The organism is Variovorax sp. CF313, assembly GCF_000282635.1.
Lineage (GTDB): Bacteria > Pseudomonadota > Gammaproteobacteria > Burkholderiales > Burkholderiaceae_C > Variovorax.
Genome location: NZ_AKIW01000107.1, coordinates 14,439 through 29,348 on the forward strand (window position 1 = coordinate 14,439; position 14,910 = coordinate 29,348).

Annotated in this window: 16 protein-coding genes and 1 tRNA gene; all 17 read right to left on the minus strand. The window is 64.0% G+C overall.

Annotation, left to right across the window (positions count from 1 at the left end; all coding sequences use genetic code 11):
• Positions 1 to 6 precede the first annotated feature (6 nt).
• Complete coding sequence (nuoK, locus tag PMI12_RS24210; protein ID WP_007837741.1) at positions 7 to 315, minus strand: NADH-quinone oxidoreductase subunit NuoK; 309 nt, start codon at positions 313 to 315, stop codon at positions 7 to 9.
• Positions 312 to 965, minus strand: coding sequence for an NADH-quinone oxidoreductase subunit J (locus PMI12_RS24215; protein WP_007837742.1), 654 nt, complete (start codon positions 963 to 965; stop codon positions 312 to 314). The genes nuoK and PMI12_RS24215 overlap by 4 nt, the downstream gene beginning before the upstream one ends.
• A 29-nt stretch (positions 966 to 994) precedes the next feature.
• Positions 995 to 1,540 (minus strand): NADH-quinone oxidoreductase subunit NuoI, encoded by a 546-nt coding sequence (nuoI, locus tag PMI12_RS24220; protein WP_007837743.1) that lies wholly within the window; start codon positions 1,538 to 1,540, stop codon positions 995 to 997.
• Between the two features lie 17 nt (positions 1,541 to 1,557).
• Entirely contained in the window at positions 1,558 to 2,637 is a 1,080-nt protein-coding gene (gene nuoH / locus PMI12_RS24225; protein ID WP_007837745.1) for an NADH-quinone oxidoreductase subunit NuoH, read from the minus strand.
• Entirely contained in the window at positions 2,634 to 4,799 is a 2,166-nt protein-coding gene (nuoG, locus tag PMI12_RS24230) for an NADH-quinone oxidoreductase subunit NuoG (protein WP_007837747.1), read from the minus strand. The genes nuoH and nuoG overlap by 4 nt, the downstream gene beginning before the upstream one ends.
• A 20-nt stretch (positions 4,800 to 4,819) precedes the next feature.
• Positions 4,820 to 6,160 carry an NADH-quinone oxidoreductase subunit NuoF gene (gene nuoF / locus PMI12_RS24235; protein WP_007837749.1) on the minus strand — a complete coding sequence of 447 codons (1,341 nt, stop codon included), beginning with the start codon at positions 6,158 to 6,160 and terminating at the stop codon, positions 4,820 to 4,822.
• Positions 6,160 to 6,702, minus strand: a complete 543-nt coding sequence (locus PMI12_RS24240; protein WP_007837751.1) for an NADH-quinone oxidoreductase subunit NuoE family protein — start codon at positions 6,700 to 6,702, stop codon at positions 6,160 to 6,162. Before PMI12_RS24240 ends, nuoF begins: the two co-directional genes overlap by 1 nt.
• 10 nt (positions 6,703 to 6,712) lie before the next feature.
• Positions 6,713 to 7,966 (minus strand): NADH-quinone oxidoreductase subunit D, encoded by a 1,254-nt coding sequence (locus PMI12_RS24245; protein ID WP_007837753.1) that lies wholly within the window; start codon positions 7,964 to 7,966, stop codon positions 6,713 to 6,715.
• Position 7,967: 1 nt separating this feature from the next.
• A complete protein-coding gene (locus PMI12_RS24250; RefSeq protein ID WP_007837755.1) occupies positions 7,968 to 8,579 on the minus strand; it encodes an NADH-quinone oxidoreductase subunit C in 612 nt (203 codons plus the stop codon).
• A 13-nt stretch (positions 8,580 to 8,592) separates the two neighbouring features.
• Entirely contained in the window at positions 8,593 to 9,072 is a 480-nt protein-coding gene (locus PMI12_RS24255) for a NuoB/complex I 20 kDa subunit family protein (RefSeq protein WP_007837763.1), read from the minus strand.
• Positions 9,073 to 9,087: 15 nt separating this feature from the next.
• Complete coding sequence (locus PMI12_RS24260) at positions 9,088 to 9,447, minus strand: NADH-quinone oxidoreductase subunit A (protein ID WP_042674206.1); 360 nt, start codon at positions 9,445 to 9,447, stop codon at positions 9,088 to 9,090.
• Between the two features lie 67 nt (positions 9,448 to 9,514).
• Positions 9,515 to 9,599 (minus strand) — tRNA-Leu (locus PMI12_RS24265).
• A 120-nt stretch (positions 9,600 to 9,719) separates the two neighbouring features.
• Positions 9,720 to 10,121 carry a preprotein translocase subunit SecG gene (gene secG, locus PMI12_RS24270; RefSeq protein WP_007837773.1) on the minus strand — a complete coding sequence of 134 codons (402 nt, stop codon included), beginning with the start codon at positions 10,119 to 10,121 and terminating at the stop codon, positions 9,720 to 9,722.
• Positions 10,122 to 10,157: 36 nt separating this feature from the next.
• Positions 10,158 to 10,922, minus strand: a complete 765-nt coding sequence (gene tpiA / locus PMI12_RS24275; protein ID WP_007837775.1) for a triose-phosphate isomerase — start codon at positions 10,920 to 10,922, stop codon at positions 10,158 to 10,160.
• A 13-nt stretch (positions 10,923 to 10,935) separates the two neighbouring features.
• Positions 10,936 to 11,934 (minus strand): NAD(P)H-quinone oxidoreductase, encoded by a 999-nt coding sequence (locus tag PMI12_RS24280; protein ID WP_007837777.1) that lies wholly within the window; start codon positions 11,932 to 11,934, stop codon positions 10,936 to 10,938.
• An 89-nt stretch (positions 11,935 to 12,023) separates the two neighbouring features.
• The gene (gene pnp / locus PMI12_RS24285) at positions 12,024 to 14,324 is read right to left on the minus strand and encodes a polyribonucleotide nucleotidyltransferase (RefSeq protein WP_007837780.1); all 2,301 of its coding nucleotides are present in this window, start codon (positions 14,322 to 14,324) and stop codon (positions 12,024 to 12,026) included.
• A gap of 205 nt (positions 14,325 to 14,529) precedes the next feature.
• On the minus strand, positions 14,530 to 14,796 hold the full coding sequence (gene rpsO, locus PMI12_RS24290) for a 30S ribosomal protein S15 (protein ID WP_007837783.1): 267 nt from the start codon (positions 14,794 to 14,796) through the stop codon (positions 14,530 to 14,532).
• Positions 14,797 to 14,910: the final 114 nt, after the last annotated feature.

Below are 14,910 nucleotides of genomic sequence, written 5' to 3' on the forward strand. Positions count from 1 at the left end.
TTGCGTTCAACCCTTGAGTGAGTTGAGTTCGTCGACGTTGATGTTCGACTTGTTGCGGAACAGCAGGACCAGCAGCGCCAGGCCGATGGCCGACTCGGCCGCGGCCACCGTCAGGATGAAGAACACGAAGATCTGGCCGTGCATGTCGCCCAGATAGTGCGAGAACGCCACGAAGTTCATGTTGACCGCGAGCAGCATCAGTTCGATGGCCATCAGCAGCACGATGAGGTTCTTGCGGTTCAGGAAGATGCCGATCACGGACAGCGCGAAGAGCATCGCGCCGAGCGAGAGGAAGTGTCCGAGCGTGAGCGTCATGCCTTGTTTTCCTTTGCAGCGTCCGCAACTTCGACCACAGGCTCCGCAGCACGCGTTGCCGGCATCTGCACGATGCGCACGCGGTCACGCGCCTTCACGCGGACCTGGTCGGCCGGGTTGACGTACTTGCTGTCCTTGCGGGTGCGCAGCGTCAATGCGATGGCCGCCACGATGGCCACCAGCAGGATGACCGCGGCGATTTCCAGCGGGTAGAGGTATTCGGAGTAAAGCAGCTTGCCGAGTTCGAGCGTATTGGAAGTGTTGGCACCCATCGCACCGGCAGCAGCGCGCGGTGCCTCGCCCAGGCGGAAGCCGCCCATGAGCACGGCCGCCATTTCGAGCGCGATGAGTGCGCCGACACCGGCGGCCAGCGGGAAGTGCTTCCAGAAGCCCTCCCGCAAGCTGTCGACGTTGATGTCCAGCATCATCACGACGAACAGGAACAGCACCATCACGGCGCCGACATACACCAGCACCAGAGAGATCGCGAGGAACTCGGCGCGCAGCAGCAGCCAGATGGCCGATGCCTGGAAGAAGGCCAGCACCAGATACAGCGCGGCATACACGGGATTGCGGGCGGTGATGACGCGGAACGCTGCGAACAGCAGCACCACGGCAAACAGATAGAACAGACCGGTCTTGACGTCCATGGAATTCGAATGGGTTCGGGCTGGTCGGATCAGCGGTACTTGGCGTCGGCCGCCTTGTTCGCTGCAATTTCTTTTTCGTAGCGGTCGCCCACGGCCAGCAGCATGTCCTTGGTGAAGTACAGGTCGCCGCGCTTTTCGCCGTGGTATTCGAAGATGTGCGTCTCGACGATCGAGTCGACCGGGCAGCTTTCTTCGCAGAAGCCGCAGAAGATGCACTTGGTCAGGTCGATGTCGTAGCGCGTGGTGCGGCGCGAGCCGTCGTCGCGCACATCCGACTCGATGGTGATGGCCAGCGCCGGGCAGACGGCTTCGCAGAGCTTGCAGGCAATGCAGCGCTCTTCGCCGTTCTCATAGCGGCGCAGCGCGTGCAGGCCGCGGAAACGCGGCGACAGCGGCGTCTTCTCTTCGGGGAACTGCACCGTGATCTTGCGGGCGAAGGCGTACTTGCCGGTGATGGCCAGGCCCTTGAACAGTTCGAACAGCATGAAGCTGCTCAGGAAGTCCTTGAGCGAAAAAGGCGCAGACGCGAGTTTGGAAGGGCGCGCCAGCGCGCCGGCGGTGTGCGAAGCAGTCATGATGTTGGCGCTTCCTGTTATTTCCAGATGTTGAACGGCGTCTGCATCCAGCCACCGACCACGACCAGCCACACGAGAGTGACGGGAATGAAGATCTTCCAGCCCAGACGCATGATCTGGTCATAGCGGAAGCGCGGGAACGTCGAGCGCACCCACAGGAACATGGTGACCACGCAGAAGGTCTTGGCGCCCAGCCAGATCCAGCCGGGGATGAAGCTCAGGAACTCGAACGGCGGCAGCCATCCGCCCAGGAACAGCACCACGGTCAGGATCGAGACGAGCCACATGTTGGCGTACTCGGCCAGGAAGAACATCGCGAAGCTCATGCCCGAGTACTCGATCATGTGGCCGGCCACGATTTCAGACTCGCCTTCCACCACGTCGAACGGGTGGCGGTTGGTTTCGGCGAGGCCCGAGATGAAGTAGACGACGAAGATCGGCAGCAGCGGCAGCCAGTTCCACGACAGCAAGCCCACGCCCATGTTGGCGAACATGCCCTTGCCCTGGACGTTCACGATCTCGCTCATGTTCAGGCTGCCCGTGACCATCAGCACCACGACGAAGCAGAAGCCCATCGCGATTTCGTAGCTCACCATCTGTGCCGAGGCGCGCAGCGCGCCCAGGAAGGCGTACTTCGAGTTCGAAGCCCAGCCGGCGATGATCACGCCGTACACCTCGAGCGAGGTGATGGCCATCACGAACAGCAGTCCGGCGTTGATGTTGGCCAGCGCCACGTCGGGACCGAAGGGAATCACGGCCCATGCGGCCAGCGCCGGCATGATGGTCATGATCGGGCCCAGCAGGAACAGGCCCTTGTTGGCGACCGTCGGAAGAATGATTTCCTTGGTCATCAGCTTGAGCGCGTCGGCGATCGGCTGGAGCAGGCCCAGCGGTCCGATGCGGTTCGGGCCGATGCGGATCTGCGTGAAGCCGATGGCCTTGCGTTCCCACAGCGTGAGGTACGCCACGGCCAGCATCAGGGGGATCACCACGATGATGATCTTCAGCAGCGTCCAGACCACGGGCCAGACCACGCCGGTCCACCAGCCTGCGGCCACCAGGCCCTGGCCGAAGCCGTGAATGGTGTCGACGATCATGCCAGTGCCTCCTCGGCACGCGCCGGTGCGGTCGACGACGCGTTGCGCGCGTCGGCGGTCAGTTGCAGCGACGGCGCACGGCGCACGATCGAGTCGAGCTGGTAGATGCTCGCGACCACGGGTGCGGCAGCTGCCCCGCCGGAGGCGACGGCCTTCGCGGACGTGGCGTTGCTCAGCGCATTCGCCGGCACCGAGCCCTTGTCACCGATGGTGGCCAGCACCTCGGCGGTTGATTCGAACGCGAAGCCCGGCAGGCCCAGCAGGTTGGCCAGCACACGCAGCACCTTCCATGCCGGACGCGTTTCGCCTTGCGGCTTCACGACGGCATGGAATCCTTGCAGGCGGCCTTCGGCATTGACGAAGGTGCCCGGAGTCTCGGTGAACGGCGCGATGGGCAACAGCACGTCGCTGAACTCGAGGTTGGCCTTGAAGGGGCTCAGCGTGACGACCATCTGCGCATTGCCGATGACATCGGCGGCGGCGGCGCCAGCGGCCGAATCGAACACCGGCTCGGTGTTCAGCAGCAGCATGGCCTTCAGGCCGGAGCCTGCGGCGAGCATGCGGCCGGCATCGAGGCCGCCGTTCTTCGGGAACGCGCCGACGATCTGCGCGCCCACGGTGTTGGCGGCTTCGGTCAGGTAGCCGACGGTGGCGCCGGTTTGCGCGCCGATCCAGTTCGCCAGGGCCAGCAAGCTGCTGGCTTGGGCGTGATGGGCGGCGGCGTTGCCGAGCAGGATGGCCTTGCGTTCGCCACTCAGCAGCGAGGCTGCGATGGCCTTGGCGGCGGCATCCGGTGCGTTCTTCGGTGCCAGTGGCGCGGCTGCGCCGTTGGTTTCACCGACCGCAGCGGCCACGGCGGCCAGCGCTTCGACCCACTGGTCGGCTTCGACGATGGACGATTGCGCCACGTCGATGGCCCAGGCGTCGCGGGCGGCCATCAGGCTCGCCGAGGTGATCACCGACAGTGCGGCGCCCTTGCGCACGGCCTGGCGGATGCGCTGCGCGAACAGCGGGTGTTCCTTGCGCAGGTTCGAGCCGACGACGAGCGCGCGCTGCACTTGCGTGAGCGATGCGATCGAGGTGCCGAGCCAGCGCACGCCCTCGAATGCCGTGAATTCGGCGTTGCGCAGGCGGTAGTCGATGTTGTCGCTGCCCAGTTCACGCGTGAGCATGGCGGCGAGCTGCAGCTCTTCGAGCGTGCTGTGCGGGCTGACCAGCGTGCCGATGCTTTGCGCGCCGTGGTCGGCCTTGATCTGCTTGAGGCCGTTGGCGACGTACTCGAGCGCCGTCTGCCAATCGACCTGCTGCCATTGGCCGCCCTGCTTCAGCATGGGCTGCGTCAGGCGCTCGGGGCCGTTGAGCGCTTCGTACGAGAAGCGGTCGCGGTCGGCGATCCAGCATTCGTTGACGTCTTCGTTCTCGAGCGGCACCACGCGCATCACGCGGTTGTTCTTGACCTGGACGATCAGGTTGGCACCGGTGGAATCGTGGGGGCTTACCGACTTGCGGCGCGACAGCTCCCAGGTGCGGGCACTGTAGCGGAACGGCTTGCTCGTGAGCGCGCCGACCGGGCAGATGTCGATCATGTTGCCCGACAGTTCGGAGTCGACCGAGTCGCCGAGGAAAGTTTCGATTTCGGAGTGCTCGCCGCGGTGCGACATGCCGAGCTCCATCACGCCGGCCACTTCCTGGCCGAAACGGACGCAGCGCGTGCAGTGGATGCAGCGGCTCATCTCCTCCATGCTGATCAGCGGGCCGACGTCCTTGTGGAACACGACGCGCTTTTCTTCCTCGTAGCGCGAGGAAGAACCGCCGTAGCCCACGGCCAGGTCCTGCAGCTGGCATTCGCCGCCCTGGTCGCAGATCGGGCAGTCCAGCGGGTGGTTGATCAGGAGGAACTCCATGACCGACTGCTGCGCCTTGATGGCCTTTTCGCTCTTGGTGCGAACGATCATGCCCTGCGTGACGGGCGTGGCGCAGGCCGGCATCGGCTTGGGCGCTTTTTCCACGTCGACCAGGCACATGCGGCAGTTGGCCGCGATGCTGAGTTTCTTGTGATAGCAGAAGTGCGGGATGTACGTGCCCGCCTTGTCGGCCGCATGCATCACCATGCTGCCTTCGGTCACTTCGACCTTCTTGCCGTCGAGTTCGATTTCGATCATGAGTATGTTTCTTCTCGCGCTCAGGCCTTGACGGGCGCCGTCGGGACGTGGCCCGGAATCAGGGCTTCGAACTCGTGACGGAAGTGCTTGATCATGGCGCGCACGGGCATTGCCGCCGCATCGCCGAGCGCACAGATGGTGCGGCCCATGATGTCCCCGGCAACGGAGTCCAGCAGTTGCATGTCGCTGGGCTTGCCCTTCCCGTTGTGGATGCGGTCCACCACGCGGTAGAGCCAGCCGGTGCCTTCACGGCACGGCGTGCACTGGCCACAGGACTCGTGCATGTAGAAGTACGAGAGGCGCTTGAGCGACTCGACCATCGAGCGGCTGTCGTCCATGACGATCACCGCGCCCGAGCCCAGCATGGAGCCGGCCTTGGCGATGGAGTCGTAGTCCATGGTGCAGGCCATCATGATGTCGGCCGGCAGCACCGGCGACGACGAGCCACCGGGGATCACCGCCTTGAGCGTGCGGCCCTTGCGCACGCCGCCGGCCAGTTCGAGCAGCTTGGAGAACGGCGTTCCCATGGGCACTTCGTAGTTGCCGGGCAACTCGACGTCGCCGCTGACCGAGTAGATCTTGGTGCCGCCGTTGTTCGGCTTGCCGCATTCGAGGTAGGCCGGACCGCCGTTGTTGATGATCCAGGGCACCGCCGCGAAGGTCTCGGTGTTGTTGATGGTGGTCGGCTTGCCGTAGAGGCCGAAGCTCGCCGGGAACGGCGGCTTGAAGCGCGGCTGGCCCTTCTTGCCTTCGAGCGATTCGAGCAGCGCGGTTTCCTCGCCGCAGATGTAGGCGCCGAAACCGTGGGCGGCGTGCAACTGGAAGTTGTACGTGCTGCCCATGATCTTGTCGCCGAGGTAGCCGGCGGCGCGCGCCTCTTCGAGGGCTTCCTCGAAGCGGTCGTAGCTCTGGAAGATCTCGCCGTGGATGTAGTTGTAGCCCACGCTGATGCCCATCGCATACGCGGCGATGGCCATGCCTTCGATCACGATGTGCGGGTTGAACTGCAGGATGTCGCGGTCCTTGCAGGTACCGGGCTCGCCTTCGTCCGAATTGCAGACGAGATACTTCTGGCCCGGAAACTGGCGGGGCATGAAGCTCCACTTCAGGCCGGTCGGGAAACCCGCGCCGCCACGGCCGCGCAGGCCCGAGGCTTTCACCTCGGCGATCACCTGGTCGGGCGTGAGGCCCTCGGTGAGGATCTTGCGCAGCGCCTTGTAGCCGCCGCGTGCCTCGTAGTCGGCCAGCCGCCAGTTGGTGCCATTCAGGCCGGCATAGATCTGCGGCTCGATGTGGCGATCATGGAAACAGGTCTGGACGCCCGTGGCCTGGAACTGCTGGAGTACTTGCTCGGGCGACATCAGGCGGCCTCCCCTTTGACGGAGCCACGCAGGCCCTCGATGAGCTGGTCGAGCTTGTCGTTGCTCATGAAACTGCACATGGTGCGATCGTTGACCAGCATCACGGGCGAATCGGCACAAGCGCCCAGGCATTCGCTCTGCTGCAGCGTGAACAGGCCGTCGGCCGTGGTCTCGCCCATCTTGATGCCGAGCTTCTTCTCGAGGTGCACGAGGGCCGTGACGCCGTCACGCAACTGGCAAGGCAGGTTGGTGCACACGTTGAGCTTGAACTTGCCCACCGGATGCTGGTTGTACATGTTGTAGAAGGTCGTCACTTCATGCACGGCGATGGGCGCCATGCCGAGGTATTCGGCAATCTCGCGCTCACGCTGCAGGCTGACGTAGCCCTCGTCCTGCTGGACGATGGCGAGGCAGGCCATCACGGCGGATTGCTTGCCCGCTTCGGGGTACTTGGCGACCTCGCGCGCAAAGCGCTCGAGGATCTCGGCCTTCAACGGGGCCGAAGGGGCCGCGTCATGGTGATGGGTTGAGGAAGTCGTCATTCGCTCTTTCTCACCTGTCGATTTCACCGAACACGATGTCCATCGTGCCGATCACCGCGACAGCGTCGGCGATCATGTGACCGCGCGACATTTCGTCGAGGGCGGCGAGGTGCGGGAAACCAGGGGCGCGGATCTTCAGGCGGTACGGCTTGTTGGCGCCGTCGCTCACGAGATAGATGCCGAACTCGCCCTTCGGATGCTCGACGGCGGCATACGCTTCGCCTTCGGGCACATGGAAGCCTTCGGTGAAGAGCTTGAAATGGTGGATCAGCTCCTCCATGTTCGCCTTCATCGATTCACGCGCGGGCGCGGCGACCTTGTGGTTGTCGGTGATCACCGGGCCGGGATTGGCGCGCAGCCATGCCGAGCACTGCTGGATGATCTTGTTGGCCTGGCGCATTTCTTCCACGCGCACGAGGTAGCGGTCGTAGCAGTCGCCAGTCTTGCCCACGGGCACGTCGAACTGCATCTGGCCGTAGACGTCGTAGGGCTGCTTCTTGCGCAGATCCCATTCGACGCCCGAGCCACGCAGCATCGGGCCTGTGAAGCCGAGGTTCAGCGCGCGCTCCGGCGTGACCACGCCGATGCCCACGGTGCGCTGCTTCCAGATGCGGTTGTCGGTGAGCAGCGTCTCGTACTCGTCGACCATCTTCGGGAAGCGCTTGCAGAAGGCGTCGATGAAGTCGAGCAGCGACCCTTGGCGATCTTCGTTCAGGCGCTCGATGGCCTTCGCGTTCTTGATCTTGCTGACCTTGTACTGCGGCATCGCGTCCGGCAGGTCGCGATAGACGCCACCCGGACGGAAGTACGCCGCATGCATGCGCGCGCCGGACACGGCCTCGTACATGTCGAACAGGTCTTCACGCTCGCGGAAGCAGTAGATGAGCATGTTCATCGCACCACAGTCGAGACCGTGCGCGCCGAGCCACAGCAGGTGGTTCAGCAGGCGGGTGATCTCGGCGAACATCACGCGGATGTACTGCGCACGGATCGGCACCTCGAGGCCCATCATCCGTTCGATGGCAAGGCAGTAGGCATGCTCGTTGGACATCATCGACACGTAGTCGAGGCGGTCCATGTAAGGCAGCGACTGGATGAAGGTGCGCGACTCGGCGAGCTTCTCGGTGGCGCGGTGAAGCAGGCCGATGTGGGGGTCGGCGCGCTGGATCACTTCGCCGTCGAGCTCGAGCACCAGGCGCAGCACGCCGTGCGCGGCCGGATGCTGGGGGCCGAAGTTGAGGGTGTAGTTCTTGATTTCGGCCATATCAGTGCAAACCGCCGCCGTAGTTGTCTTCGCGGATCACGCGCGGCGTGATTTCCCGCGGCTCGATCGATACCGGCTGGTAGACCACGCGCTTCTGTTCTTCGTCGTAACGCATCTCGACGTGACCCGACACCGGGAAGTCCTTGCGGAACGGGTGGCCGATGAAGCCGTAGTCGGTCAGGATGCGGCGCAGGTCGTCGTGGCCATCGAACACGATGCCGTACAGGTCGAAGGCTTCGCGCTCGAACCAGGTGGCGGCGCTCCAGACGGGCTGGAGCGAATCGACCACGGGCAGGTCTTCGCTCGGCGCAAACACCTTGAGGCGCACGCGCTGATTGAGGCTCACCGACAGCAGGTGCGTGACGACGCCGTAACGCTCGCCCTGCCACTCGCCCTCGCGGTAGTCGGAATAGTCCATGCCGCAAAGGTCGATCAATTGCTCGAAGCGGCAGCCGGGCGCGTCGCGCAGCAGCAAGGCGGCTTCGATGTAGTCGGCGGCACCAACCACCACGGTCACCTCTTCCAAGGCAAGCGTCACGCTCCTGGCCTTGGCGCCAAGCGTCTCGGCAATGGTGGCGCGCAGCACCTCCGGCGAAATTGCAAAGTCAGTCATCGTCGGCAATCTCTCAGGCGCGGGCAATGGTGTTGGTGCGGCGAATCTTCTGCTGCAACTGGATCACGCCGTAGAGCAATGCTTCGGCTGTGGGCGGGCAACCCGGAACGTACACATCGACGGGCACGATGCGGTCGCAGCCGCGCACGACCGAATAGCTGTAGTGGTAGTAGCCACCGCCATTCGCGCACGAACCCATCGACAGCACCCAGCGCGGCTCGGGCATCTGGTCATAGACCTTGCGCAGGGCCGGCGCCATCTTGTTGCACAGCGTGCCCGCCACGATCATCAGATCGGACTGGCGGGGGCTCGGACGAAACAGCATGCCGAAACGGTCGATGTCGTAGCGGGCAGCGCCCGCGTGCATCATTTCGACCGCACAGCATGCGAGGCCGAATGTCATCGGCCAGAGAGATCCGGTCTTCGCCCAGTTCACCACCGAGTCGTAGGTGGTGGTGACGAAACCTTCTTTGAGAACGCCTTCAATGGCCATCGTGTGCTTTCCTTGTCATTCCCAGTCGAGCGCGCCTTTTTTCCACTCGTAGGCGAAGCCCACGACGAGGATGGCGAGAAAGATCATCATGGCCCAGAAGCCGATAGCGCCAATCTCCTTGAGCGCGATGGCCCAGGGGAAGAGAAAGGCAATTTCGAGATCGAACAGGATGAAGAGAATCGCGACGAGGTAGTAGCGCACGTCGAACTTCATGCGCGCGTCCTCGAAGGCCTCGAAGCCACACTCGTAGGGAGCATTCTTCGCGGCGTCCGGCCGATTGGGGCCGAGGATGTATCCGATGACCTGAGGGGCGACGCCTACGCCGACTCCGACCAGAATGAACAAAAGGACGGGGAGGTAGGAGTCGAGATTCATCGAGAGTTTTTCACCGCTTGCCACCAGCAAGAAGAACCCCTGGATGAGGTTTTCTGCCGATGAGATTTGGTGCGGTCGGCGAGACTCGAACTCGCACAGCTTTCGCCACTACCCCCTCAAGATAGCGTGTCTACCAATTTCACCACGACCGCGGTTTTTTGCTGCTCGGATGGCATGAGGTACCTGCAAGAGGCATTTGGCTTTCCGAACAGATTTAGAGTTTACCCTGAAATGAAGCCATTTCTCACGGGCAGCTCATGAAAACGAGTTGATTACTTGCCGGGGATCTGGCCCGCACCCGAAACAGGGGCTGCAGGAGCCGAAGCGGGGGCGCTGGGAGCTGCCGCGCCAGGAATTTCACCAGCTGCACCGGAAGCCGGCGCAGCAGGTGCACCCACCGCGGCGCGCTCCAGAAGACTGCCGCCGCCTGCGGGACGTGCATGGCTGAAATAGGCCAGCAGCAGCGTGCAGGCGAAGAACACTGCAGCAAGCACGGCCGTTGTGCGCGAGAGAAAGTTGGCGCTGCCGCTGGCGCCGAACAGGCTGCCGGCGCTGCCGCTGCCGAAGGCTGCGCCCATGTCGGCGCCCTTGCCATGCTGGACCAGGATCAGGCCGATCATTGCGAGGGCTGCCAGCATCTGCACGCCGACCAGAAGGTTGAGGACCACGTTCATTCGTTCTTACTCCTAATTGATACAGCCGTTGCGCATTCAGCGCGCAGCGGCAGAAATGATCTGCAGAAAATCGGGCGCCTTGAGCGACGCGCCACCGATAAGGCCGCCGTCGATGTCGGCCTGCGCCAGCAGTTCGGCGGCATTGGCCGCATTCATGCTGCCGCCATAAAGAATCTGGATGCCCGCTGCATGCTCGCTCGCCGCGTGATGCAGTTGCGCGCGCAGCACGGCATGCACCGCTTGCGCCTGCTCCGGCGTGGCCGTCTTGCCGGTGCCGATGGCCCAGACGGGCTCATACGCCACGACGATCTCGCTGATGCAATGGCCGTTCACGTGAATCACTGCAGCCAGCTGGCGCTTGACGACCTCTTCGGTCTGCCCTGCTTCGCGCTGCGCCAGCGTTTCGCCGACACAGACGATCGGCGTGATGCCATTGGCCAATGCCGCAGCGGTTTTCGCCGCCACGGCCTCATCGGTCTCGCCATGGTATTGCCGGCGCTCCGAGTGACCGACGATCGCATAGCGCACGCCGAAATCCTTCAGCATCGCCGCCGATTGCTCGCCGGTGAATGCACCTTGCGGATGCGCCGAGATGTCCTGCGCACCGAGCGCCAGCGCCGGCGAGCCCGCCAGCAGCGATTGCAGCTGGGCGAAGTACGGCGCGGGCGCGCACAGCGCCACGTCGCACGCGGCCGGGCTTGCGGCCAGGCCTTGCTGCAAGGCTTTCACCAGCGCCTCGTTGGCAGCGAGGCTGCCGTTCATCTTCCAGTTGCCGGCGATCAGCTTCTTCTTGGTTGTCATCGCGTTCTTCCCGTCACCATGTCAGCACGATCTTGCCGATGTGCTGGTTCGATTCCATCAGCGCATGAGCCTGGGCTGCGCCGCTAGGCTCGCCCGCTGCTGCAAAGGTGCTGTGGATCACGGGCTTGATGGCACCGCTTTCCAGCAGCGGCCACACCTTTTCGCGCAGGGCCTTGGCAATGGCGCCCTTGAAGGCCACCGGCCGAGGCCGCAGCGTCGAGCCGGTGATCGTGAGGCGCCTGCGCAGCACGAGGCCCGCATTGATCTGGCTCTTCACGCCGCCCTGCACCGCGATGATCACGAGCCGGCCGTCTTCGGCCAGGCACTCGATCTCGCGCGCCACGTAGTCGCCTGCGACCATGTCGAGGATCACGTCCACACCCTTGCCGCCGGTGAGCTTCTTCGCCTCTTCGACGAAATCGCTCGTGCGGTAGTTGATGGCGTGGTCGGCCCCCAGCTTCTTGCAGGCTTCGCACTTGTCGTCGCTGCCGGCCGTGACGATCACCGTCGCACCCAGCGCCTTGGCGATCTGGATCGCCGTGACGCCGATGCCGCTCGAGCCGCCCTGGATCAGCAGCGTCTCGCCTTTTTGCAGGCGGCCGCGTTCGAACACATTGCTCCACACGGTGAAGAAGGTTTCGGGCAACGAGGCCGCATCGACATCGCTCCAACCCTTCGGCACCGGCAGGCATTGCGCCACGGGCGCCGCGCACAGCTGCGCATAGCCACCGCCAGCGATCAACGCACAGACACGATCACCAACCTTGAACCCCGCCTCGGCCAGCGCCGCGGCATCGCCAGAGACGATCTCACCGGCCACCTCGAGGCCCGGCAGATCGGATGCACCCGGCGGCACCGGATAGTGGCCCATCCGCTGCAGCACGTCGGGCCGGTTGACACCACTGGCCGCAACGCGAATCAGCAGCTCGCCCACACCCGCCACCGGATCGGGACGATCGGCCACGCGCAGCACCTCAGGGGCGCCGTACGAAGTGATTTCAATGGCTTTCATGGTCTTTCGGCCTCCAACGCCCGCAGATGGGGCGAAGCTTGACGTTCAAAAGATTGCAACGGCGGCAGTGAACCGCCGTTGCGCCCTTCTTACTCCTGAGGCTCGCGCGGGGCCTGCGACTGCTCGCCGGCCGGAGCCTGCTGCTGGTCGTTGAAGCGCGGTGCGCGCTCGCCACGATCGCCGCCGCGGTCACCACCACGGTCGCCACGGTCCGAGCGCTCGCGGCGGTCGCCGCCACGGTCGCCGCGATCACCACGGTCTTCACGCGGCGGGCGCTCGCTGTATTCCATGCCGGCCGGACGCTCGGTCAGGGCCTTCATGGACAGCTTGACACGGCCCTTTTCGTCGGTTTCCAGAACCTTGACCTTCACGATCTGGCCTTCGCTCAGGTAGTCGGTCACCTTCTCGACGCGTTCGTGCGCGATCTGGCTGATGTGCAGCAGGCCGTCCTTGCCGGGCAGCAGGTTGATGAGCGCACCGAAGTCCAGGATCTTGGTGACCGGGCCTTCGTAGACCTTGCCGATTTCGACTTCGGCCGTGATCTGCTCGATGCGCTTCTTGGCCAGTTCGGCCTTTTCCGGGTCGGTCGAGGCGATGGTGATGGTGCCGTCTTCGTCGATGTTGATCGTCGTGCCGGTTTCTTCCTGCAGGCCGCGGATGACCGAGCCGCCCTTGCCGATCACGTCGCGGATCTTCTCGGGGTTGATCTTCAGCGTGGTCAGGCGCGGGGCGAAGCTGGAGACTTCGGCCTTGGCCTCGCCCATGGCTTCCTGCATCTTGCCCAGGATGTGCATGCGCGCTTCCTTGGCTTGCGCCAAGGCGACCTGCATGATTTCCTTGGTGATGCCCTGGATCTTGATGTCCATCTGCAGCGCGGTGATGCCGTTGGTGGTGCCCGCAACCTTGAAGTCCATGTCGCCCAGGTGATCTTCGTCGCCCAGGATGTCGGTCAGCACCGCGAAGCGGTTGTCTTCCTTGATCAGGCCCATGGCGATACCGGCCACGTGCGCCTTCATGGGCACGCCGGCGTCCATCATCGACAGGCAGCCGCCGCAGACCGAAGCCATCGACGAGGAGCCGTTCGACTCGGTGATTTCCGACACCACGCGAACCGTGTACGGGAATTCTTCCTTGGTCGGCAGCACGGCGACGAGCGCGCGCTTGGCGAGGCGGCCGTGGCCGATTTCGCGGCGCTTGGTCGAGCCCATGCGGCCCACTTCGCCGGTGGCGAAGGGAGGCATGTTGTAGTGGAACAGGAAGCGGTCTTCGTACTCGCCGGCCAGCGCGTCGATGCGCTGTGCATCGCGTTCGGTGCCGAGCGTAGTGATGACCAGCGCCTGGGTTTCACCGCGCGTGAACAGGGCCGAACCGTGGGTGCGCGGCAGCACGGAGTTGCGGATCTCGATGGGGCGCACGGTGCGCGTGTCGCGGCCGTCGATGCGGGGTTCGCCCGACAGGATCTGGCTGCGCACGATCTTCGATTCGATGGCGAACAGCAGGTCGTTGACCTTGCCGGTGTCGAAGGGCTCGCCGCTTTCCTTCAGCGTGTTCATCACGCTGGCATTGGCTTCGCGCAGGGCCTGCGTGCGGGCTTGCTTGCTGCGAATTTGATAGACGGCGCGCAGCTTCTCTTCGGCCAGGCCCTTGACCTTGGCGACGAAGGCTTCGTCTTCTGCGGGCGCCTGCCAGTCCCACACCGGCTTGCCGGCGTCGCGCACGAGGTCATGGATCGCGTTGATGGCAATGTTGGCTTGTTCGTGGCCGAACACCACGCCGCCCAGCATGACTTCTTCGCTGAGCTGCTGCGCTTCGGACTCGACCATGAGCACGGCGGCTTGCGTGCCGGCGACGACGAGGTCCATCTGCGAATCCTTGCGGGCGGTCTGGCCCGGATTCAGCACGTACTGGCCGTTGATGTAGCCCACGCGGGCGGCGCCGATCGGGCCGCTGAACGGAATGCCGGAGATGGCGAGCGCTGCGCTCACGCCGATCATGGCGGCGATGTCGGCATCGACTTCAGGGTTGAGCGACACGGTGTGGATGACCACGTGCACTTCGTTCAGGAAGCCTTCGGGGAACAGCGGGCGGATCGGACGGTCGATCAGGCGGCTGGTCAGCGTTTCATGTTCGCTGGGCTTGGCTTCGCGCTTGAAGAAGCTGCCGGGGATCTTGCCCGCGGCGTAGGTCTTCTCGATGTAGTCGACGGTCAGCGGGAAGAAATCCTGGCCGGGCTTGGCCGACTTGGAGGCGACCACGGTCGCCAGGATCACGGTGCCGTCGATGTCGACCAGCACGGCGCCATTGGCCTGGCGGGCGACTTCGCCCGTTTCCATGACGACGGTCTTGTCGCCCCATTGGAAGGACTTGGTGACTTTGTTGAAGAGGCTCATGTTTGCTCCTGTTTTAGTAGCGAACCACTCAGGGTTCGCAAGGGGCGGAGGCTGTCTCAGAACACGATGCCATTCCAGCGAAGCTCGGAGGGAACTTCATTGGAATGACACAGCTTCGCTCTGTTTGGCACTCCGAAAGTGGATCGCGAAGTAAAAAACGCCTGAGCTAGCGGACTAACCCAGGCGTTTTTTCATGCGATTCGATTTACTTGCGCAGACCCAGCTTGGCGATCAGCGCGGTGTAGCGGTCGGCGTCCTTGGACTTGAGGTAGTCGAGGAGCTTGCGGCGGCGGCTCACCATGCGCAGCAGGCCGCGACGGCCGTGGTGGTCCTTGGCGTGCGTCTTGAAGTGGGGGGTGAGCTCGTTGATGCGGGCGGTCAGCAGTGCGACTTGCACTTCGGGGCTGCCGGTGTCGTTGGCGGCGCGGGCGTTGTCCTTGACGACTTCGGCCTTGATGGAGGCTGCGATCATGATGATTTCCTTGGTTCCTAGGTGTTTGACTTGCGGTGAGCGCTGGAACTGCCCTCACCGTGCGCCTTGCGGCATGCAAAGCCTCGGAATTATAGCTCGCCCCCAGGCTGCGCG

Bases quoted from the DNA above. Each gene is read 5' to 3' on its own strand.
- secG (WP_007837773.1), bottom strand. From the start codon at position 10,121: ATGAACGTGGTCCTCAACCTTCTGGTCGGCGTGCAGATGCTGGCAGCC.
- PMI12_RS24240 (WP_007837751.1), bottom strand. From the start codon at position 6,702: ATGACGACTTCCTCAACCCATCACCATGACGCGGCCCCTTCGGCCCCG.
- nuoK (WP_007837741.1), bottom strand. From the start codon at position 315: ATGACGCTCACGCTCGGACACTTCCTCTCGCTCGGCGCGATGCTCTTC.
- nuoG (WP_007837747.1), bottom strand. From the start codon at position 4,799: ATGATCGAAATCGAACTCGACGGCAAGAAGGTCGAAGTGACCGAAGGC.
- PMI12_RS24280 (WP_007837777.1), bottom strand. From the start codon at position 11,934: ATGAAAGCCATTGAAATCACTTCGTACGGCGCCCCTGAGGTGCTGCGC.
- pnp (WP_007837780.1), bottom strand. From the start codon at position 14,324: ATGAGCCTCTTCAACAAAGTCACCAAGTCCTTCCAATGGGGCGACAAG.
- tpiA (WP_007837775.1), bottom strand. From the start codon at position 10,922: ATGACAACCAAGAAGAAGCTGATCGCCGGCAACTGGAAGATGAACGGC.
- PMI12_RS24250 (WP_007837755.1), bottom strand. From the start codon at position 8,579: ATGACTGACTTTGCAATTTCGCCGGAGGTGCTGCGCGCCACCATTGCC.
- nuoF (WP_007837749.1), bottom strand. From the start codon at position 6,160: ATGTCGCCCGAGCAAGTACTCCAGCAGTTCCAGGCCACGGGCGTCCAG.
- PMI12_RS24215 (WP_007837742.1), bottom strand. From the start codon at position 965: ATGGACGTCAAGACCGGTCTGTTCTATCTGTTTGCCGTGGTGCTGCTG.
- PMI12_RS24260 (WP_042674206.1), bottom strand. From the start codon at position 9,447: ATGAATCTCGACTCCTACCTCCCCGTCCTTTTGTTCATTCTGGTCGGA.
- nuoI (WP_007837743.1), bottom strand. From the start codon at position 1,540: ATGACTGCTTCGCACACCGCCGGCGCGCTGGCGCGCCCTTCCAAACTC.
- PMI12_RS24255 (WP_007837763.1), bottom strand. From the start codon at position 9,072: ATGGCCATTGAAGGCGTTCTCAAAGAAGGTTTCGTCACCACCACCTAC.
- rpsO (WP_007837783.1), bottom strand. From the start codon at position 14,796: ATGATCGCAGCCTCCATCAAGGCCGAAGTCGTCAAGGACAACGCCCGC.
- PMI12_RS24245 (WP_007837753.1), bottom strand. From the start codon at position 7,966: ATGGCCGAAATCAAGAACTACACCCTCAACTTCGGCCCCCAGCATCCG.
- nuoH (WP_007837745.1), bottom strand. From the start codon at position 2,637: ATGATCGTCGACACCATTCACGGCTTCGGCCAGGGCCTGGTGGCCGCA.